This window comes from Chelatococcus sp. GCM10030263, from assembly GCF_042666455.1.
In the GTDB taxonomy this organism is placed as follows: domain Bacteria; phylum Pseudomonadota; class Alphaproteobacteria; order Rhizobiales; family Beijerinckiaceae; genus Chelatococcus.
In genome coordinates this window covers 144,352-163,468 of record NZ_JBHTDB010000004.1, presented here as the reverse complement: position 1 = coordinate 163,468, position 19,117 = coordinate 144,352, and the positions used below count along the sequence as shown (strand labels likewise).

The following is a 19,117-nucleotide window of genomic DNA, read 5'->3' as shown; positions in this document are numbered from 1 at the left end:
CCGATCATTTGCGTCAGGCGCAGCATGACGCGGCCGGGCTTTTCGCCGGCTCATCGTATTCGTCGTGTCGGCGCCACCACACGCCCGTCTCGTTGCGGCCCTTGGGCGCGCGATCGAGCCACTGATACGAGCCCCAGAGCCCGTCCAGCCCGCGCGCAAAGGTGGAATAGCTGTGGTAGATCACGCCATCCTCCAGCACGAAGGTGCTCAAGCCCGGCCGGTCGCGCGAAAAGGATGCGGCGTCCGTCCCGCATCCGGCCGCCAGTTCTGCAACAGCCGGCGGAACCGGCGCGGCGTCCATGGCGTGACCGCCACGTTCGTAGTTATATTCGACCCTTCCCTCCCGCTGTTGCGCCTCGGTGAAGGAGACGTTGAAGTCGAAGTTGAAGTCGCCGCCGTGTGAAGACGCCCAGGGAAAGGTCCAGCCCATCCGTCGCTTGTAGGCCTGCAGCTTTGCGAGCGGAGCGCGCGACACCGCCCAGAGCATCACGTCGTGGTTCGACAGATGGGCGGCGAAGCCGTTGAAGCCGTCCGCGATCATCGAGCAGGAGGGGCAACCAGCGGTCCAGTCGGGCCCGAACATGAAGTGGTAGACGAGGAGCTGCGAGCGCCCTGCGAAGAGGTCGGTCAGCGACGCGCTGCCGACGTCCGTGTCGAAGCGATAATCCTTGTCGATCCGGACCCACGGCAGCTCCTGGCGCCGGCGCGCCAAGTCGTCGCTCCGCCGCGTCAGGTCCTTCTCGGCGTCGAGCAGCGCGAGCCGTGCCTCGAGCCACTCTTCACGTGTGCCGGTCATATGTTTCATCATGGTCCTCACTCGCTTCTGGTTGGGTGATGCGAGGAGACTAGGCGCCGGCTATCGAACGGTGGGAGTGACAAGTGTGACGGGATTCCGATGGACTCGTTGATCACGGCCGCGGCGCGATCGCTCGCCGCCGGTGATCCACTCGGCGCATTGAACCGGGTCGCCCTGCGCGACGATGCACCGGCGCTGGCGCTTCGTGGCATCGCCATGGCGCAACTCGGCGATCTCGATCGCGCGCGCGCCCTGGTGCGACGTGCGGCGCGCGCCTTCGGGCCAAAGGAGGCTGTCGCCCGCGCGCGCTGTGTCGTCGCCGAGGCGGAAATCGCGCTTGCCTCGCGCGACCTCGCCTGGCCCGTAAAGGCGCTGGAGGCGGCGCGGGCAACGCTCGAGGCGCACGGCGATCAGGTCAATGCCGCCCATGCCCGGTATCTCGCAGTCCGGCGCCTCCTCCTCATCGGGCGGCTCGACGAGGCCGAGCGCAGCCTCGCCGCCTTCGACGGAACGCCCTTGCCGCCCGCCTTGACGGCCGTCCGCGAGCTGGTCGTTGCCGGGATCGCCATGCGGCGTCTTCGGACGAAGGCGGCACGCGTCGCGCTTACGAAGGCCGGGCTGGCCGCGCGTCGGGCCGGCATCCCTGCCCTGACAGCGGAGGTCGACAGTGCATCCCTCGTGCTGTCGACGCCGGCGGCGCGCCTGATTGCGCGTGGCGGCGAGCGCCCTCTCCTGCTCGCGGAGGTCGAGGCGCTCTTGGCGTCAAAGGCCCTTGTCGTGGATGCCTGCCGCCATGTGGTGCGTAATGAGAGCGGGCTGGTCTCGCTCGCGACGCGTCCCGTGCTCTTTGCGCTCGCACGGGTGCTGGGCGAAGCCTGGCCGGCCGATGTGCCAAGGGACATCCTGCTCGCACGAGCCTTCGGCGCCAAATACGTCGACGAGTCCCATCGCGCACGCTTGCGGGTCGAGATCGGCCGGCTGCGCCGCGAGCTGCAGACGGTCGCGCGTGTGAACGCGACCAAGCGAGGCTTTGCGCTGGTGCCGCGGCGCGCCGACACCGAGGTCGTCGTGCTGGCGCGGCCCGTCGAGGAGCGGCATGCCGCCGTGCTCGCCTTTCTCGCCGACGGCGAATCCTGGTCGAGCTCGGCGCTGGCGCTGGCGCTCGGCACGAGCCAGCGCAGCGTGCAGCGGGCGCTCGACCAGCTGCAGGCCGCCGGCAAGGTGCAGTTCTTCGGTCGCGCGCGATCGCGCCGTTGGATCACGCCGCCCGTGCCTGGATTCACGACGACTTTGTTACTCCCGGCCGCACTGCCGAGCGATTAGGCTGAATGCATGAAACGATCAGCAGCAGACATCACCCACGAATACGGCCCCTTTCCCGGCGTCGACGAGGTGGCCGGGGTCACCTTCGACGGCCAGCGCATCTGGTTCGCGTCGGGAGACAGGCTGAACGCCCTTGATCCGGCGAGCGGCGAGACGGTGCAGGCCATCGAGGTCGCCGCCCATGCGGGAACGGCCTTCGACGGCGAGCACCTCTTCCAGATCGCCGAGGATCGCATCCAGAAGATCGAGCCGGCGACCGGCCGCGTGCTCGCGACGATCCCGGCGCCCGGCGGTGGCGGTGACTCGGGGCTGGCCTGGGCCGAAGGGACGCTCTGGGTTGGGGAATACCGGGATGGCAAGATCCACCAAGTCGATCCCGAAACCGGAGCCATCCTTCGCACCATCGAGTCCAAGCGTTTCGTGACCGGCGTCACCTGGGTCGACGGCGAGCTCTGGCACGCCACCTGGGAAGGTGACGAAAGCGATCTGAGACGATTGGATCCACACACGGGAGAGGTGCTGGAGGCCATCGACATGCCGCCCGGCATGGGCATATCGGGGCTCGAGTCCGACGGCCGCGATCAGTTCTTCTGCGGAGGCGGAAAGAGCGGCAGGGTGAGAGCCGTGCGCCGGCCGCGCCGCTGAAGAAGATCTCCGCCAGCCGTCTTTCACGAGACGGCGCGAGGGTCGAGCCGAGCGGGACAAGCCCAGCCGAACGCAACCTCGGCCAGGCGTGTAAACCCCTGGTCTGCCCTGCTCCACCCGACCACTGTTGGTTCACAGTAAGCTCGGCGCTCTCATCCAACGCGATTGCGGCATGCGCGGACGCGCGATCAGACCGCCCCTTTCGTCGCCGTCCAGCCAATGCACGATTTTGCGGGCTGAGCACTCATGGTCGCTCGGGAGGCTGACCCATGGATCGCCCTTTAGCGAATCTCGCTTGACATGGGCAAGGATCCGGCAAAATTTAATGGAATGATTAAATATCGGGACGACGCCTTGGATGCAGTGTTCCATGCGCTGGCCGATCCGACGCGGCGGGCGATCATCCGCATGCTGGCACAACGTGAGCACAGCATCGGCGAGCTGGTGCCGTCCTTCCCGATCTCGTTCGTCGCCGTGTCCAATCACGTGAAAGCTCTGGAGAAGGCAGGCCTGATCCGCCGTGAGATCAAGGGCCGCCACCACATCTGCAAGCTCGATGGCGCCGGCCTCAATGCGGCCTATCGCTGGCTTGCCGCCTATGAGCGCTTTTGGAACGAGAGCCTCGATGCTTTGGAGGAGGTTCTGGAGGACATGAAGAAAGAGGCTCCCGAGGAGTAATCATCGGAAGGCCCGGCAATAACACGTGAGGAGGAGACGCGTGAGACGGGAAGCCATTCTGAAGGGCGAGCCGGGCGCGGCTGCGCCGCTTGCCGGCGCTGCACCGGCCGTTCCCGCGCGCAGCGAATTACGACGCGTGGTCTTCGCTTCCTCGCTCGGCGCGATCTTCGAGGCCTATGACCTCGTCCTCTTCGGGCCGATGGCGGGCATCATCGCCGCGCAATTCTTCTCCGGCCTCGATCCGGCCTATGCTTATATCTTCACGCTGCTGTCGGCTGCCATCGGCTATGTAGTGCGCCCCATCGGCGGCCTCGTCTTCGGCCGCCTGGGCGATCTCGTCGGGCGCAAGCACAGCTTCCTTGTCACCATCGTGCTGATGAGCCTCTCGACGGTCGTCATCGGCCTCGTGCCGAACTATGCCGCCATCGGGCTCGCCGCGCCGCTCGTCTATATGTCCATGCGCGTCCTGCAGGGCCTCGCCTATGGCGGCGAATTCGGCGGCGCCGTGACCTATGTCGCCGAGCATGCGCCGGCGCACAAACGGGGCTTTGCGACGAGCGCCGTCGCGATCACCGGGGCCTGTGGCCTGGTGCTCGCCATATTGGTGGTTCTCGCCTGCGAATTTGCCCTCGGGACGGAGGCCTTCGAGGCCTGGGGCTGGCGCATTCCCTTCCTCATATCGGGAGTCCTGATGCTGATCTCGATTTACATCCGGCTCCGGCTGCGGGAATCGCCGCTGTTTCTCGAGATGAAGAAGACGGGACAAGGCTCCAAAGCGCCCGTGCGAGAGGCATTCGGCCGCTGGCGCTATCTGCGCATCTCGCTGCTGGTGCTGTTCGGGGCGATCGCCGGGCAGTCCGTCGCCAATGCGACCGGCGTCTATCCGATCTATCTCTTGATGCTGAACTTGAAGATCGACCCCTTCCAGCTGCACTATACGATTCTCGGCTATAGCCTCTTCTTCGTCGCCTTCATGATCGCCGCCGGCTGGCTCTCGGACCGCGTCGGCCGCAAGCCGGTGGTGCTCGCCGGCTTTCTCGGCACGGCGCTCGCCGCCTATCCCACCTTCCAGGCGATTACGCATTACGCCCGTCCAGACCTCGTGGAGGTCCTCGCCCAGCATCCGATCACCGTCATCGCCGACCCGAGCGAATGCACCGCCCAGTTCGACCCGATAGGCCTTGCCGAATTTCGCAGCTCCTGCGACGTGGCGCGCCGCGCCGTCGCCAAGCTCGGCATCCCCTATGTGGAGCGCAACGCCCCGGCCGGGACCTCGGCCCGAATCGAGATCGGCGGCGCGACGATTGCCGGTTTCGATGGCGACGGGCTCGATCGGGCCGCCTTCACTGCGCAATCGAAAGACCTCGATAAGGCTATTGCCGCCGCGCTCGCTGGCGCCGGCTATCCGACCCGCGCCGATCCCGCGAGGACCAACGTCCCAGCGCTGATCGCTCTCCTCTCCTTCCTCAATTTCTTCGTCGCGCTGGCCACGGCACCGCTCGCGGCCTGGCTGATCGAGATGTTTCCGACCCGCATCCGCTACACCGCCTTCTCGTTGCCCTATAATATCGGCGGGTGGTTCGGCGGCTTCATGCCGGCCATTGCCTTCTCGGCCTTCACGGTCACGGGCAATCTCTACGCCGGGCTCTGGTATTCGGTGGTGATCCTGTGTCTCTCCACCCTCATCGGGGCGCTGTTCCTGCCGGAAACCCGCAATCGATCTTTGGGGGCAATCACATGACCTCGCCAGCTCCCCCCGCCCCGCGTACATCGCCCGTGTCGATGACGCTCATCCGGCAGCTCGATGCACCGACGGGGCTCGTCTTCACCGCCTGTACCGACCCCAAATGGCTTTCGCGCTGGCTGACGCCGGGAGCCGGGACGATCGAATGGGCGACCGTCGACCTGCGGCCGGGCGGCTCCTTCCGCCTGCACGGCACGGATCCAGACGGTGCCGGCTATGACATCTGGGGCTGTTATATCGAGATCGTCCCAGACCGGCGGATCACCGCGACCTGGCACTACAGCGGCGCAGTCGCCGATCTTCAGGGGCTGCCCTCGACCCTCCGGATCGACCTGCGCGCGCTCGGCCAGGACCGGTGCGAACTGGCGCTGACCCATGCCGAACTGACGAGCGCCGAGGCGGCCGAGCTCTATCGGAGGGTATGGTCGATCTGCCTCGATCGGCTCGCCTGGTCGATCGATCCCAATCCCGCCGAGCCCGTCTTTCGCGTCCCGATCGGCGCCATCGCCGATCTCTACGGGGAGCATCACCGCACCCTGCAGGATGCCTTCGACAGCCGCCGGCTCGCCAACCGGCTGCGGAAGGTCTCCGTCGCGAGCGCGCTCGATGCCGACCAACGGGGCTTCATCGAAGCGCGCGACATGGTGTTCCTCACGAGCATCGATCACCGCGGCTTCCCGACATGCTCTTACAAAGGTGGGGCGCCGGGCTTCGTTCGCGTGCCGGACGAGCACACCATCGTGCTGCCGAGCTACGACGGCAACGGCATGTATCTCTCGGCCGGCAATTTATCGGTCAATCCGAAGGTGGGGCTGCTCTTCATCGATTTCGAGCGGCCGCATCGCCTGCGCGTGCATGGCCTTGCGAAGCTCTTGCGCGGCGGTCCGGAGCTCGAGGCCTGGCCGGGCGCCGAACTATTGTTCATCGTGAAGGTGTTTGAAGTCTTCATCAATTGCCCACGCTACGTCCACCGCTATCAGCGCGTCGATCTCTCCCGCTTCGTGCCGGATGGGGAGCATCCTTCGGAAGTAGCGCCCTGGAAGAACATCGACTTCATTCGCGACACGATCCCGGATCGTGACCGAGCCAAGCTGGAGGCCGCGGGCATCAAACCGATCACGCGTGAAGACTATCTGAAGCGCGATCGCGGCGCCTGACGCGTCGATCAAACCGCCGGGACGACCGCGGGGCTCGGCAACTCAGGCCACCTCCCATCCCGGCGGCGTTGCCGCGCACAGCGGACAGTCGAAGAACGACAACTCTCACGAGAGCCCACAAGACGTCCGGCAGGATCAAGATTTCTGTCGATTCGGTCCTGATTTCATATTGTTAGACTGATAGCGCCCGGCTACGGTTCTGCCTTGAGCGTTGCGGGCAGAGATCGCATGTCGTCACCCCAAGAAGCCGTCGCACCTGCCTCTCGCACCTATTTTGGAGCCTTTTCCGATCCGGATGCCATGGCACTGGCGATCCAGGGCATCGACCCCGGTGCCACAGGGCTGCGCCCCTTGGGTGCGGCGGCGCCACGCTTCCGTGCGACGCTGGCCCGCGCGGCGCTGGGCTCGATCAATGTCGGCACGGGCCCCGACCATCAGGTGATGATCCAAGCCGGGACGTTGTTCGTTGCCGCAGATCCCGGCCTCTACACGCCCGGCACGCGCTATACGGTCATCACAACGGAGAGCGGCGGCAAGGTCACCTTCGACGATGTGGCAGGCGGCACCGCCTTCCTGAGCCCGCAGCTCTCGCTCGATCTGCACCACATCTATGTCACGCTGGCGCTGGAACCCGGCGCCTTCCGTGCTGGCGGCCTGACCGGCAACCAGCAGGCGGTCGGCGGGGCCCTCGATGCTATCGCCGCCACCGGCAGCTACGGGGGGCTCATCACGGCCGTCGCCAGCGTACCGCTCGGGCAGGGCCCCGCCGCCTTGCAGACCCTGAGCGGTGAGCCCTATGCGGACTTCGGCACGGTGAACCTGCGCGCCAGTCAGCTCTTCATGAATGCTGTCGGCGGCCAGATGGCGGTCGCCCGTGGCGCCGGCGGGCCCGCCGGGGACAACCGCAGGACGCTCGTCGAGCCCGGCACGGAGGCCGCCTCTCCCTTCTCCGTCTGGGGCAGCGGTATCGGAACCAGAGGCAGCGTGGCGGGCAACTCAAGCGCGGCCGACCTCGATTACGCACTCGGCGGCATGGCCGCCGGCATCGACTATCGGCTCGACTCGCGCGTCCTCCTCGGTGTCGCCGGCGGTTATGTCGGCGGTTCGCAATCGGTCCGCGGCTTTGCCGGAGACGCCGACACCGAAACGGTCAGCGCCGTCGCCTATGGCTCCTTCGCTGACGGCGCCTTCTACGCCGATGCGCTGGCCGGCTATGCCAGGGCGAGCAACAGCCTGCAGCGCATTAACGCGAGCCCCGGCCTGCCGGCCGGCGTCGCCGATGGCGATACCGACGCCGACCAGTTCCTCGGCCAGATCGAGACCGGCTACAAGATCGGCCTCGATACGCCGTTCAAGACATCGATCACACCTTTCGGCCGCCTGCAGGTCGCCTCGATCGACCAGGACGGCTTCACCGAAAACGGCGCGAGCAACTACAATCTGACGATCGCGTCGGAAACGATGACGTCGGTGCGCAGGACACTCGGTGCCGATTTCGCGGCGAGCTTCGCGGTCGGTGCCGGCACGCGTCTCGACCTTGGCCTGCGGCTCGGCTGGGTGCACGAGTTCGGCGACACGGACCAGTCGATGACGGCGGCCTTCGTCGCGGCTCCTGGTCAACTGTTCACCGTGTCAGGCGCCACGGCGCAGCGTGACAGCGCGCTGGTCGGCCTCTCACTCGCCGCCGCAGCGAACGAGCAGGCCTCGCTCTTTGCCAGCTACGACGCGGAACTGGGCGGCGGCAACGGCAACCATCAGCTGCGGGGAGGGCTCCGGCTGACATGGTGAGGGCCAGGTGAATTGGCCGCACCGCTTCACGCAAATCGCGCTAGAAGGGGGAAGCAGCCATCGCGCCTGGGCGCCACGGACAGCTGAAAAGGCAGGCGGGTGATTGTCCCGCTTGAGATGGAGTCGCCACGTGACGTCTCAGGAGGGGGTGTGATGGTTACCGATGCAACTGTGCTTGTCGTGGGTGCCGGCCCCACTGGCTTGCTGCTGGCCGCGGAATTGCGGCGCCGAGCCGTGGACTGCCTCCTCATCGACGCGCATGACACGCCCCTTGCATGGGACCGCGCGACCGTCGTCCACCCCCGCTCGATCGAGATATTCGATTCGCTCGGCATCGCCGATCCGCTCCTGAAGGCCGGTGTCCCGCAACGCCTGGCGCGTATTCACTCCAAAGGAACGGCGCTGGGCGACATCGATCTTTCCCTCAGCGGTAGTCGTTACCCCTTCAATCTCGGGGTTTCCGAGGAAGTCACGGAAGCGATCCTGGCGGACTATCTCGTGCGTCTCGGCGGCACGATCACGCGCTCGACCCGACTGGTCAGCCTCGAAGAGCGGGACGACGGGGTCCTCGCGACCCTCCTCAGCGAAGGCGAGGAAAAGCAGGTCCTGGCCCACTGGGTCGTGGGATGCGACGGGCATCGCAGCACTGTGCGATCGCTTGCCGGCATAGAGCAGGACGGCCATGACATCGACGAGCCCTGGGCGGTGTTCGATGCGACCATTCCCCGTTGGCCCTTCTCCCATGAGGCCAACTACGCCTATCTCGACGAGATCCCGATCATCCTGACCGCCTTGCCGGATCAGCGCTGGCGCGTCTACCTCAGGCCGGGCTCCGCGCATTCCGATCTCGTGGGGGATGCTTCGACGACCCTCGCGCGCTATCGGCCCGATGCGATCTTCACGAACGTTGCCAATCCGACCCGTTTTCACTGCCACACGAAGGTTGCGAGAACATACCGCTCCGGAAGGCTCCTGCTCGCCGGCGATGCGGCCCATACCTGTAGCCCTATCCAGGGTCACGGCATGAACAGCGGCCTGCAGGACGCCTTCAATCTCGGCTGGAAGCTGGCATTGGTTGCCAAGGGCTTCTGCTCCGAAACCCTGCTGGACAGTTACGAGGCGGAACGGCGTCCCGTGGCGCTGAAGTTCACGGCCGCGGGCGACGAAGCCGATCACGCCCAGATGCTCACGGATCCGGAGGAGCGGCGCGTCCGTGACGCCGCGATCCGCGAGGTTTTCGCCGATCCCGCCTCACGACATCACGAAGCGGTGGCGGAAGCGGAACTCGACATCGACTATGGCGCCTCGCCAATTGTCATGGGCGACCGGCACGACGCGCTCGCACCGGGTCAGCTGTGGCCAAGCGACATCCGGGCTGCCCCCGCCGACAGCGCGACCGATTGCACGGGCCATGTGGCCATCGTCATCGGTGGCGTCTCGGCGGAAGCGGACGAAATGACGGCGCTCCATCGCGCCGTCGAGGCTCATGTCGGTAGTCATGTCGTAGAGGTCAGCGTGATGCTCTCCGGCCAGAGCGCCAACGGCTCGGCGGTCGCCGGCATTGATCCGGCCGTTGCAGAGCGGCTCGGCGTCGATGGGGCGACGCTCTTCGTCGTGCGGCCCGATGGCTATCTGGGATTGCGCGCCGACGAGAAGCATGCAGACGCGCTGGCGGCCTATGCAGAACGACTTGGCTCGCGCGGCCCAGGACAGTGATGTCACCCGGCACCCTCGCCTCGATCCCTCCTCATCGGGGGTTCGTGCGCGGGCGACGGAGAGGACGGCAGCGGCGGGCTGCAACTATCCGGTAGACCGTTTGCGCGCGCTCTGCTCGATGACGGGCTCGAGGCGATAGAGGAAGCCCTCCGGGTCATCGGTCACGAAATAGATGAGACCGTCGGGTCCCGTGCGGACGTCCCGGATGCGGCCGACCTCGCCGTCGATCAGGACTTCCTGGGTGAGCGGCAGGCTGCCGAGGTCGAGGCGGAAGAGCTTCTGCCCGGCGAGGCTGCCGAGCACGGCCTGGCCCTCCCACTCCGGCCATGCGGCGCCGTGATAAAAGGTGAGGCCGGACGGTGCGATTGACGGCGTCCAATGGTGGACGGGAGGAGTGATCCCCGGCGCCTCCGGCCCGATGCCGATGGGCGTATTGTCGTAGTCGATGCCGTAGGTGGTCACAGGCCAGCCGTAGTTGTGGCCGGCTTCGATCAGGTTAAGCTCGTCGCCGCCCTGCGGCCCGTGCTCGATGGCCCAGAGGCGGCCGCTCGCCGGCTCCACCGTCAGCCCCTGCGGATTGCGGTGACCATACGAGAAGATCTCCGGCAAGACCTCCGGAGATCCGCGGAATGGATTGTCGTCGGGCACGCCGCCGTCTGGCCGGATGCGCAGGATCGAGCCGGAATGGTCTTGCAGATCCTGAGCGCGGGCCCCCTGGAAACGATCGCCCACTGTCAGGTACAGCATCCCGTCCGCGCCGAAAGCGAGCCGGCCGCCGAGCTGGAGAACACCGGCAACCGCCGGCCTGGTTTCGAATATGACCTCGCCGTCGAGGAGAGCCGAACCCACGAGGCGCGCGCGAAAAATGCGTAGCGTCAGCGCCTCTTCGGTGCCGTGCGCATAGGAGAGATACAAGCGTTGATTGCTCGCGAAGCCCGGGTCCAACGCCACGTCGAGCAGTCCGGCATGATCGGCTGCCAGCACTTGAGGCACGCCCTCGACGCGATGGCTCGCTGCCGCGTCACCGGTCGGCTCGAGCAGAACAATCCGGCCTGGACGCTCCGTGACCAGCATCCGGTTATCGGGAAGAAGCGCGATCGACCAGGGAAACGCGAACGGGCCGGCAACGCGCACAACCGTGAATGTGGGATCGGCTTGCGGGAACTCGGACGGCAGTTGATTGGCGTCGGCGAGCGCCTGGCCTCGATAGGCCGCGGCTGCGGTATTCGGCGCGAGCGGTGCCAGGAACGACAAAACCAAGGGAAGCGAAGCCAGAACGAGCGCCGCGGCCAACACGGACCGACGGCAACGGCGGAGAGCGTGCTGTCTGTTCATGCGAGCTCCATTCAGGCGAGCCCCTGCCGTCGTCGCGACGGGTCCAGCATTCGAGGCGATCGAGATCACGCCAGTGTGCATCCAAGCCTTCTGGTCCGCACTTCACGAAAGCTTGGGCCTATGCACGGCGGCACGAGATCGATCACGGTCGCTGCGGCACCGGTTCGCGGACATGGGATTCCGGCGGCGCCATCCTAAGCAGGAGTGCTCCTAGAATCGCCGAAAGAACGGAGCCGCCGAGCACGCCGATCTTGGTGGCGTCCTGCAATTCAGGCGAGCCGGGGAAGGCGAGAAGGCCGATGAAGAGGCTCATCGTAAACCCGATGCCGCACAAGAGGCTCACGCCATAGAGCTGGGTCAGGGTCGCACCGGCGGGACAATCCGCCCAGCCCGCCTTGATGGCGACCAAGGCCGAGCCGAACACACCGATCTGCTTGCCGAGAAAGAGCCCCAGAGCGATCCCCAACGGCACCGGGCCGAGGAGGGAGGAAGCCGTGGTGCCGGCAAGGGCGACGCCCGCATTCGCGAAGCCGAAAATGGGCACGATGAGAAAGGCGATCCAGGGTTGGAGGCCATGCTCCAGGCGGTGCAGGGGCGAGTCTGCCGCATCGGGCCGCCCGGGAGAGGGGCGCACGGGAATGGTGAGCGCCAACGCCACCCCCGCGAGCGTCGCGTGCACGCCGGATTCGTGGACGAAATACCACAGGCCCGCGCCGATCAGCATATAGGGCCAGAGCGCCACGACGCCGAACCTGTTGAGAGCGATGAGGATGCCGACCGTGACCGCTGCGAGCCCGAGCATCGGCAGCGATAGATCGGCGGTATAGAAGAACGCGATGATGGCGACCGCGCCGAGGTCGTCGAGAATGGCGAGCGCCGTGAGAAAGATCTTGAGCGAGACCGGTACGCGCGGGCCGAGCAAGGCGAGCACCCCGAGCGCGAAGGCGATGTCGGTCGCGGCGGGAATGGCCCAGCCGCGCAATGCTGCCGGATCGTCTCTGTTGAAGGCCAGATAGATGAGCGCCGGCGCGATCATGCCGCCCGCGGCGGCGATCCCCGGCAGGACCCGCCGCGGCCAGGTCGAGAGCTGGCCGTCCACGAACTCGCGCTTGATCTCCAGCCCGACGAGCAGGAAGAACACGGCCATGAGCCCGTCGTTGATCCAGTGCAGCACGCTCAGACCGAGCACATAGGTTTTCAGGACGCTGAAATAAGCTGGCGCGGCCGGCGAATTGGCGACGACGAGGGCAAGGACGGCGGCCGCCATCAACACGAGGCCGCCGCTCGCCTGGCTGCTCAGCAGCTTCCGGAAAGCCGACGGCAGTCGGCCGGTGGGTTCATGCATGAATCGGGTAGCCTCTGTTCGCGGAACAACAACCGGGGTGGGCTTTGGTTAGCGGACGGTCCCGCACTGCGGCGACAGCCTACCGCATATGCGGGATTGTAGGGGTTGCGGTCATCCGCGGCTACGGCATCTGATCGAGGCAATGCGCCCAATCATCCCCCACGGCGCGACGGCGGCAGCCTGGCGAAATAATGGGCGAGGGCTTCGATCTCCTCCTCCGTCAGACGCTGCGCAATCGGCGCCATCACGCCGGTCGGGTCGCCGCGCACCCCCGCCTTCCACAAAAGAAGCTGCTGGCGGACATAGCCCTCGAACTGTCCGGCGAGATAGGGAATGCCCGCCTTGCCCGCTCCGTGGCAGGCGCTGCACGCCTCGATGCCGCGTTCCGGCGAACCGACAGCGGCCAGAGCGCCTCCCTTCTGCAGGAGGGACATGTCATCCATGTTCCTTGCTGCCGCCGGGGCTTTCGCCTCGTCCTGGCGTGCCGCGTAATAGGCGGAAACCGCGTGGATCTGCTCGCCGGTCAGCGCGCGGGCGATCGGGCTCATGATCCCGCTCGGACGCAGGCCGCTCGCGTAGTCGCGCAGCGCCTTGTCGAGATAGCCCGCATCCTGCCCAGTAAGGCGCGGAAAGGCGCCCGTCGCCGAACCACGCCCGTCGGCACCGTGGCAGCGAATGCAGGCGAGAGGCGAGCCGGCGAAGGGGCCGGCGGCGACGATGAGCTCGCCGCCGCCTTTCGTCCCGTCCTCGGCCGCTTCGAACCCGCCGCCGTCGACCGCAGTCAGAGCGCGGTAAGCTTCGGGGTTCAGATTCGGCAGCGTCAGCAGGAAGGCGACAACGGCCCAGACCTCGTCGTCCCGCTGCTCTGCCTCCCAGTGCGGCATGCCGGTCATCTTGATCCCGTGCTTGACGATCCAGAAGAGCTCGGCGGGCGACCACTCCGGGACCTTTTGCGAAAGCGGTGGGGCGATCGGCAGAAGGCGCAGTCCGAATTGCGGATCCTCCCGTCCGGGCTCGCCGTGGCAGGAGACGCAGCCGCCCTGGAAATGGCGCATCCCCTGCTCGATCATCGCGGGATCGTCGAGCGCCGGCACCTCGATATTCCGGGCGTGGAAGGCAACGGACCGCTCCAGCCCGACCTCCAGCAACCAGCGCGTGATCGGCAGATGCGGGCTCGTCGCAGCGACGTTGTACACCCCGGTGACGGCAACAACGGCCATCACGCCGAGGCCGATGAGGAGCGCGAGGGCGAAGCCGGCTGCGATCTTCATGCGGCCGTCTGGTGGGAGGCGGATGCCCCCTCCCCTCGAGAAGAGGGCCATGGACCCGCCGTCTTGGCTCTCATCGCGCGCTCCCGTGTGACTCGCAGTCCGGCCATCGGGCCTCGCACGAGCAACGACCTTTTCCGGATGTCGGTTCCGGACTTCATCGGCGGTCAGCGCAGCGTGTAGAGATAGGCGGCGATGTCGCGCGCCTCGTCGCGCGAGACGCCCATGTCCGGCATGGCGGTGGCGGGCATCATGCCGGGGGCGTCCTCGATCCAGCGGATCAGAACGGACGGCTCGTTCGCGAAAGTCCCCCCGATAAAGGCGCGTGCCGCGAAATGGCGGAGGGGCGGACCGACGATGCCGTCGACACCCGCCACGCCCGGCACGGCGTGGCAGGCCTGGCAGCCATAGGCCTGGATGAGGCGTCGGCCGCGCTCCGGATCAGCGCCGACGACATGACGGATCGACGGCTCGGCCGTGGCGCTGCCCACGGGGAGCAGCAGCCCGAACAGACAGCCGAGAATCGCTGTGAGATGGGCGCGCGAACAAGATCTCCGGTACACGGCGTCGTTCCTTCCGCTCGTGCCCAAAATCCTCCGCCGCTTGGGAATGTTCCAGCGCATCGGCTTCGCCAGCCCCCGGCGGGAATGGGATCGTACCACCAGGATCGTGGCATGAGCTGCGCGGAACCATGCAGTCCACGCATCGTTACGACTCGGCTGGAGATTGTGCCGAATGCCGTGGTTCTTGCCGGGAGGGCCGCCGTCCGCAGGTGTGTTGGTCGTTTTGGCGGTCGCCCTTGTGCTCGCAGCCGCCGCACAGGACGGGCGAACGGCCGAGCGCGCGCCGTTCGATGCCGAAGGCGATGTCGAACGCGGGCGCGCCGTTGTCGTCGGCGTCTATGCAGGCGCGACGCCCCACGGCGAGCGCGGTGTCGGACCGGCGGGCGGCGCCTGCTTCAGCTGTCACGGCCTCAACGGCAAGGGCGATGCAGCGGCCGTCGTTCCGCGACTGGCCGGGCAGGCCCCCGCGTATCTGTACAAAGCGCTCAAGGACTATGCGGCGGGCGCCCGGCAGAACGCCGTGATGACGCCGATCGCGCAGGCGCTGACGGAGCGGGAGATGCGCGACGTCGCCGTCTATTACGCCGCACAGACCGGGGCGCCCTATGACGACCCGCCCGAGGTCGATCTCGAGCTTCTCCAGCATGGGGCCATGCTGGCCGCTATCGGCTCGACTGAGCGCGGCATTCAGGGCTGCGTGAACTGCCACGGTCCGGACGGCTCCGGCATTTTCCCAAGCTATCCCTCCCTCGCCGGCCAATCTGCCAGCTATAGCGAAGCCCAGCTGCGCGCTTGGCAGCGCGGCCACAGAAAGGGCGATCCCCTCGCCGTCATGGAGATGATCGCCCGGCGGATGACCGACGAAGACGTCCGCGCCGTGGCCGCCTTCTACGCCTCGATCCGCCCGCGGAGCGCTGAGGCCCAGACTGCGCCGGGTAGGACATCGGTCGACGCGCTTCCGCCCGCCTTCGCGCCAGACCCCGCCAGCATCGGGAGGCGGTGATGCTCGCTCTCACGCGACTTTGCACCGTGGCCTTCGCACTTGTGCTCGGGACTTCGCTCCTCGGCGGCGACGTTCGGGCGCAAGGCAACGTCACCGAGGGATTGCCGCAGTCGCGGGGCGGCGAAGGTGGGCAGACCGGCGGCCGCCCGGAGGCTGGTTCCTCCGCGGAGCAGCAGGGTCGCGCTGTGCAGATCGGCGCCGGCACGACCAATGCGACGACGACCGGCTACAGCGGCCCGGCAGGCGGCGGAACCGCCGCGTCAGCGCAGAATGAGCTGCCCGATACGCCGAAAGCCGGGCTCTGCGACGCCTTTAGAAACAGCGACGCCTATCGGCCCTGTCTGCAAACCGTTCTCAAGACCACCGACGAGGGAGGCAATCCATGACCGATCTGTCCCGTCGCAATCTGCTCAAGGCTGGCGCGGCAAGCGTTGCCGGCGTTGGGGCGGTCGTCGCGACCATGCCCGGCGGCCGTGAGGCCGGTGCCGGAGCGCTCGCGCAGGATGCGCATGTCTCCCAGCCGCATGATCAGACGCAAGGGCGGACGTCGGAGGCCACCGGCGTTCTGTTCTTCTTCAACGATCAAGAGGCAGCCTTCATCCGGGCGGCGGTCGATCGGCTGATCCCGCCTGATCCCGCATGGCCGGGCGGGGCCGAGGCCGACGTCCTCACCTATATCGACCGGCAGCTCGCCGGCGCCTATGGGGCGGGCGAGCGCATGTATCTCAACGGCCCCTGGCTTGCTGACGCCCCGCCGCAGCAGGGCTATCAGCTACGCTTCACCCCCGCTCAGCTCTACCAGATCGGCATCGAGGAAACGCGCAAACACGTGCGCGACACGAATAACGGCCGCGAATTCTGGGAGCTCACCGATACCGGCATGGACGCCGTGCTGACGGGCCTGGAGAACGGCGGCATCACGCTTCCGTCCCTGCCGGCGCCGGTGTTCTTCGAAACCCTGCTCGCCAACACCGTCGAGGGCTTCTTCGCCGATCCCGCCTATGGCGGCAATCGCGACATGGCCGGCTGGCGGATGGTTGGTTTTCCCGGAGCCTACGCCCAGTATCTCGATCTCGTCGATGTCTATGGCTACGCCTATTCGCGTCCGCCGATCGGCATGGCCAACGACGCCGCGCGCCGGGCGCATATCGCCGGACATCGGTGAGACGCGCCATGGCTATCCGGATGAAGCCGGTCGACATCGCGCTGGTGGGCGGCGGCATGACGGCCGCAATCCTCGGCAAGGAACTGGCGGAGGCAGGCTACCGAGTGGTGGCGCTGGAGCGCGGCGCCATGCGCCAGACTGTGCCGGACTTCCAGTCGCCGACCATGCACGACGAGCTCAAATATTCCGTTCGCCACGGCATGATGCAGGACACCCGCGTGCAGACGCTGAGCTTCCGCAATTTCCCGGGCCAGCGGGCGCTGCCGATGCGCCAGCTCGGCTCCTTCCTGCCGGGAGAGGGAGTCGGCGGGGCGATGGTGCACTGGAACGGCCAGACCTGGCGCTTCCAGCCGGAATGGTTCGCGCTTCGATCCTGGGTCAACGAGCGCTACGGCCGCGACTTCCTGGACGACGACGTTCCCATTCAGGACTGGGGAATCACCTACGAGGAGATCGAACCGCATTACGACTTCTTCGAAAAGATCTGCGGAACAGGCGGCGTCGCCGGCAATATCCAGGGGCAGATCCAGCCGGGCGGCAATCCCTTCGAGGGCCCGCGCAGCGCGCCCTATCCCAATCCACCGATGAAGCAATCCCATTCGGGCCACCTCTTCGGCCAAGCGGCGGCGACCCTCGGCTACCACCCCTTCCCGGTGCCGTCATCGAATTCAACGCGGCATTACGAGAACCCCTATGGCGCGGAGCTCAAGCCGTGCATGTACTGCGGATTCTGCGAGACCTATGGCTGCGAACATTTCGCCAAGGCGAGCCCGCAGGTCTCGATCCTGCCTTCTGCCCTCGCCAATGCCAATTTCGAGCTGCGCACCCGCGCCTATGTGCTGCGCATCGAGTGGGACCGTGGCGCCAAGATCGCGACCGGCGTCACCTATATGGATGCACGAGGCCGGGAAGTCTTCCAGCCAGCCAATGTCGTCGCGCTCTGCGCCTTCGCCCACAACAATCCCATTCTGATGCTCCAGTCCGGCATCGGCGAGCCTTACGACCCGGCGACCCGCAAGGGCACGGTCGGCCGCAACTACACTTACCAAACCATGACCAGCGTCGACGTCTTCTATGAGGGCGCCAAGCGGATCAATCCCTTCATGGGCGCGGGGGCGCTGGGCACGGCAATCGACGATTTCAACAACGGCAGTTTCGACCATTCCGGCCTCGGCTTCGTGGGTGGCGCGTATATCGCCGCCTATCAGACGAGCGGGCGCCCTATTCACCATCATCCCGTGCCGGATGGCACGCCGCGCTGGGGGCTCGCCTGGAAGGAGGCGGTCGCCCGTCACTACAACAGCACCGTGTCGCTGTCAGTGCACGGCTCATCGGTGCCGCATCCGAACAACTACGTCGGCCTTGACCGGAATTACACGGATGCTTTCGGCCAGCCGCTCGGGATGATTACTTTCGACTTCCCCTACAACGACCGGCTCATGTCGCGCCACGTCACGGAAAAAGCCTGGCGGATCGCCGAAGCCATGGGCGCCAAACAGCTATCGGTCGGCTGGCTCGACGATCACTACAGCATCGTGCCCTATCAGACGACGCATAATACCGGTGGCACCATCATGGGCACCGACCCGACGACGAGCGTCGTGAACCGCTATCTGCAATCCTGGGACCTGCACAATCTCTGGGTTATGGGCGCGAGCGTCTTTCCGCAGAACGCCGGCTACAACCCGACCGACACCGTCGGCGCGCTCACCTATTGGGCGCTGGACGCGCTGCGAAACCAGTATCTGAACAACCCCCGGCCGCTGGTGCAGGCATGAGGACGAGCATCGTCACCTTCGGCCTCGCGATCGGCGCCGGGCTCGTGATCGGGCTTCCGGCGCTGTCGCAGATGGCGGCCACGGAAAGCCCGGAGGCACGCGGCGACCGGCGCGTCGAGATCCTTCAGGGGCGCTCGGTCGCGCTCAACGGCGGCCGCGACCAGGGGGCCATCGCTTGCGCGCGCTGCCACGAGCTCGACGGCGCCGGCAATGCGAGCGGCGCCTTTCCGCGCCTCACCGATCAGAGCGGCTGGTATCTTTATAAGACGTTGCAGGACTATGCGGCGGGCTTGCGGCCGAATGCGGTGATGGCGCCGATCGCGAAGGCTCTCACCGAGGACGAGATGCTCGCCGTCTCGTCCTATTACGCATCGCTCGAGGACGCGCCCTATCCGGCTCCGCCGCGGACCGATGTCGAGCTCATGCAGATCGGCGGCGCCATTTCGGCCCGCGGCATTCCCGAGCAGGGCGTGCCGGCCTGCGGCGGCTGCCATGGCGAGGACGGCGTCGGCAAGCCGCCCTTCTATCCTTACGTCGCCGGTCAGTTCGCCCCCTATCTCGAGTACCAGCTCCTGCAGTGGAAGAAAGGCGTGCGTAAGGGTGATCCGCAGAGCGTGATGGAACTGATCGCCAAGGCGATGACGGAGGATCAGATCCGCGCCGTCTCGCTTTTCCTCGCCAATGTCCGCGGACGCGAGATCACGCCCGACGAGCCCCGGTTCCGCCCGCCGGAGGCGGTGCGCCGACCCGATCGGGGCCAAGACACCGGTGCGGCGGCCGGCGATGCGCCGGCCCGGCGGCCCTGAGGCCGGA

17 protein-coding genes are annotated in these 19,117 nt (G+C 66.7%); 12 read left to right on the top strand and 5 right to left on the bottom strand.

Annotation, left to right across the window (positions count from 1 at the left end; all coding sequences use genetic code 11):
* Positions 1-13: 13 nt before the first annotated feature.
* Complete coding sequence (locus ACFQU1_RS10070) at positions 14-808, bottom strand: DUF899 domain-containing protein (RefSeq protein WP_378131973.1); 795 nt, start codon at positions 806-808, stop codon at positions 14-16.
* An 87-nt stretch (positions 809-895) separates the two neighbouring features.
* On the opposite strand from ACFQU1_RS10070, the gene ACFQU1_RS10065 reads away from it, so the two are divergent.
* The 7 genes from ACFQU1_RS10065 to ACFQU1_RS10035 all read left to right on the top strand — a co-directional run bounded on the left by ACFQU1_RS10065 (position 896) and on the right by ACFQU1_RS10035 (position 9,847).
* On the top strand, positions 896-2,119 hold the full coding sequence (locus ACFQU1_RS10065) for a helix-turn-helix domain-containing protein (RefSeq protein WP_378131971.1): 1,224 nt from the start codon (positions 896-898) through the stop codon (positions 2,117-2,119).
* 9 nt (positions 2,120-2,128) lie between these two features.
* Positions 2,129-2,764, top strand: coding sequence for a glutamine cyclotransferase (locus ACFQU1_RS10060; protein WP_378131969.1), 636 nt, complete (start codon positions 2,129-2,131; stop codon positions 2,762-2,764).
* A gap of 300 nt (positions 2,765-3,064) precedes the next feature.
* A complete protein-coding gene (locus ACFQU1_RS10055; RefSeq protein ID WP_378131966.1) occupies positions 3,065-3,442 on the top strand; it encodes an ArsR/SmtB family transcription factor in 378 nt (125 codons plus the stop codon).
* 40 nt (positions 3,443-3,482) lie between these two features.
* Positions 3,483-5,183 carry an MFS transporter gene (locus ACFQU1_RS10050; RefSeq protein ID WP_378131964.1) on the top strand — a complete coding sequence of 567 codons (1,701 nt, stop codon included), beginning with the start codon at positions 3,483-3,485 and terminating at the stop codon, positions 5,181-5,183.
* On the top strand, positions 5,180-6,343 hold the full coding sequence (locus ACFQU1_RS10045) for an SRPBCC domain-containing protein (protein WP_378131962.1): 1,164 nt from the start codon (positions 5,180-5,182) through the stop codon (positions 6,341-6,343). The genes ACFQU1_RS10050 and ACFQU1_RS10045 overlap by 4 nt, the downstream gene beginning before the upstream one ends.
* 228 nt (positions 6,344-6,571) lie before the next feature.
* Complete coding sequence (locus ACFQU1_RS10040; protein WP_378131960.1) at positions 6,572-8,131, top strand: autotransporter outer membrane beta-barrel domain-containing protein; 1,560 nt, start codon at positions 6,572-6,574, stop codon at positions 8,129-8,131.
* Between the two features lie 153 nt (positions 8,132-8,284).
* Positions 8,285-9,847, top strand: a complete 1,563-nt coding sequence (locus ACFQU1_RS10035) for an FAD-dependent monooxygenase (RefSeq protein ID WP_378131958.1) — start codon at positions 8,285-8,287, stop codon at positions 9,845-9,847.
* A gap of 84 nt (positions 9,848-9,931) precedes the next feature.
* Here the strand turns inward: ACFQU1_RS10035 and ACFQU1_RS10030 are convergent, their stop codons facing one another.
* From ACFQU1_RS10030 to ACFQU1_RS10015, 4 genes are all read right to left on the bottom strand, one after another.
* Positions 9,932-11,182, bottom strand: coding sequence for a PQQ-dependent sugar dehydrogenase (locus ACFQU1_RS10030; protein WP_378131955.1), 1,251 nt, complete (start codon positions 11,180-11,182; stop codon positions 9,932-9,934).
* Positions 11,183-11,324: 142 nt separating this feature from the next.
* The gene (gene nhaA / locus ACFQU1_RS10025) at positions 11,325-12,527 is read right to left on the bottom strand and encodes a Na+/H+ antiporter NhaA (protein ID WP_378131953.1); all 1,203 of its coding nucleotides are present in this window, start codon (positions 12,525-12,527) and stop codon (positions 11,325-11,327) included.
* A 152-nt stretch (positions 12,528-12,679) separates the two neighbouring features.
* The gene (locus tag ACFQU1_RS10020; protein ID WP_378131951.1) at positions 12,680-13,798 is read right to left on the bottom strand and encodes a c-type cytochrome; all 1,119 of its coding nucleotides are present in this window, start codon (positions 13,796-13,798) and stop codon (positions 12,680-12,682) included.
* Positions 13,799-13,962: 164 nt separating this feature from the next.
* A complete protein-coding gene (locus ACFQU1_RS10015; protein WP_378131949.1) occupies positions 13,963-14,358 on the bottom strand; it encodes a c-type cytochrome in 396 nt (131 codons plus the stop codon).
* 172 nt (positions 14,359-14,530) lie between these two features.
* Here ACFQU1_RS10015 and ACFQU1_RS10010 point away from each other — a divergent pair, with 172 nt between their 5' ends.
* Genes ACFQU1_RS10010 through ACFQU1_RS09990 form a run of 5 tightly spaced genes read left to right on the top strand, consistent with a single transcriptional unit; the run spans position 14,531 to position 19,110 of the window.
* Positions 14,531-15,361, top strand: a complete 831-nt coding sequence (locus ACFQU1_RS10010) for a c-type cytochrome (RefSeq protein ID WP_378131947.1) — start codon at positions 14,531-14,533, stop codon at positions 15,359-15,361.
* Positions 15,361-15,747: a hypothetical protein gene (locus tag ACFQU1_RS10005; protein WP_378131945.1), complete on the top strand. Its 387-nt coding sequence runs from the start codon at positions 15,361-15,363 to the stop codon at positions 15,745-15,747. The genes ACFQU1_RS10010 and ACFQU1_RS10005 overlap by 1 nt, the downstream gene beginning before the upstream one ends.
* Positions 15,744-16,526: a gluconate 2-dehydrogenase subunit 3 family protein gene (locus ACFQU1_RS10000; RefSeq protein WP_378131943.1), complete on the top strand. Its 783-nt coding sequence runs from the start codon at positions 15,744-15,746 to the stop codon at positions 16,524-16,526. Before ACFQU1_RS10005 ends, ACFQU1_RS10000 begins: the two co-directional genes overlap by 4 nt.
* Positions 16,527-16,534: 8 nt before the next feature.
* Positions 16,535-18,304 carry a GMC family oxidoreductase gene (locus ACFQU1_RS09995; RefSeq protein ID WP_378131941.1) on the top strand — a complete coding sequence of 590 codons (1,770 nt, stop codon included), beginning with the start codon at positions 16,535-16,537 and terminating at the stop codon, positions 18,302-18,304.
* Entirely contained in the window at positions 18,301-19,110 is an 810-nt protein-coding gene (locus tag ACFQU1_RS09990) for a c-type cytochrome (protein WP_378131939.1), read from the top strand. The genes ACFQU1_RS09995 and ACFQU1_RS09990 overlap by 4 nt, the downstream gene beginning before the upstream one ends.
* Positions 19,111-19,117: the final 7 nt, after the last annotated feature.

Bases quoted from the DNA above. Each gene is read 5' to 3' on its own strand.
- ACFQU1_RS10070 (WP_378131973.1), bottom strand. From the start codon at position 808: ATGATGAAACATATGACCGGCACACGTGAAGAGTGGCTCGAGGCACGG.
- ACFQU1_RS10065 (WP_378131971.1), top strand. From the start codon at position 896: ATGGACTCGTTGATCACGGCCGCGGCGCGATCGCTCGCCGCCGGTGAT.
- ACFQU1_RS10060 (WP_378131969.1), top strand. From the start codon at position 2,129: ATGAAACGATCAGCAGCAGACATCACCCACGAATACGGCCCCTTTCCC.
- ACFQU1_RS10055 (WP_378131966.1), top strand. From the start codon at position 3,065: ATGGGCAAGGATCCGGCAAAATTTAATGGAATGATTAAATATCGGGAC.
- ACFQU1_RS10045 (WP_378131962.1), top strand. From the start codon at position 5,180: ATGACCTCGCCAGCTCCCCCCGCCCCGCGTACATCGCCCGTGTCGATG.
- ACFQU1_RS10040 (WP_378131960.1), top strand. From the start codon at position 6,572: ATGTCGTCACCCCAAGAAGCCGTCGCACCTGCCTCTCGCACCTATTTT.
- ACFQU1_RS10035 (WP_378131958.1), top strand. From the start codon at position 8,285: ATGGTTACCGATGCAACTGTGCTTGTCGTGGGTGCCGGCCCCACTGGC.
- ACFQU1_RS10030 (WP_378131955.1), bottom strand. From the start codon at position 11,182: ATGAACAGACAGCACGCTCTCCGCCGTTGCCGTCGGTCCGTGTTGGCC.
- nhaA (WP_378131953.1), bottom strand. From the start codon at position 12,527: ATGCATGAACCCACCGGCCGACTGCCGTCGGCTTTCCGGAAGCTGCTG.
- ACFQU1_RS10020 (WP_378131951.1), bottom strand. From the start codon at position 13,798: ATGAAGATCGCAGCCGGCTTCGCCCTCGCGCTCCTCATCGGCCTCGGC.
- ACFQU1_RS10010 (WP_378131947.1), top strand. From the start codon at position 14,531: ATGCCGTGGTTCTTGCCGGGAGGGCCGCCGTCCGCAGGTGTGTTGGTC.
- ACFQU1_RS10005 (WP_378131945.1), top strand. From the start codon at position 15,361: ATGCTCGCTCTCACGCGACTTTGCACCGTGGCCTTCGCACTTGTGCTC.
- ACFQU1_RS10000 (WP_378131943.1), top strand. From the start codon at position 15,744: ATGACCGATCTGTCCCGTCGCAATCTGCTCAAGGCTGGCGCGGCAAGC.
- ACFQU1_RS09995 (WP_378131941.1), top strand. From the start codon at position 16,535: ATGGCTATCCGGATGAAGCCGGTCGACATCGCGCTGGTGGGCGGCGGC.
- ACFQU1_RS09990 (WP_378131939.1), top strand. From the start codon at position 18,301: ATGAGGACGAGCATCGTCACCTTCGGCCTCGCGATCGGCGCCGGGCTC.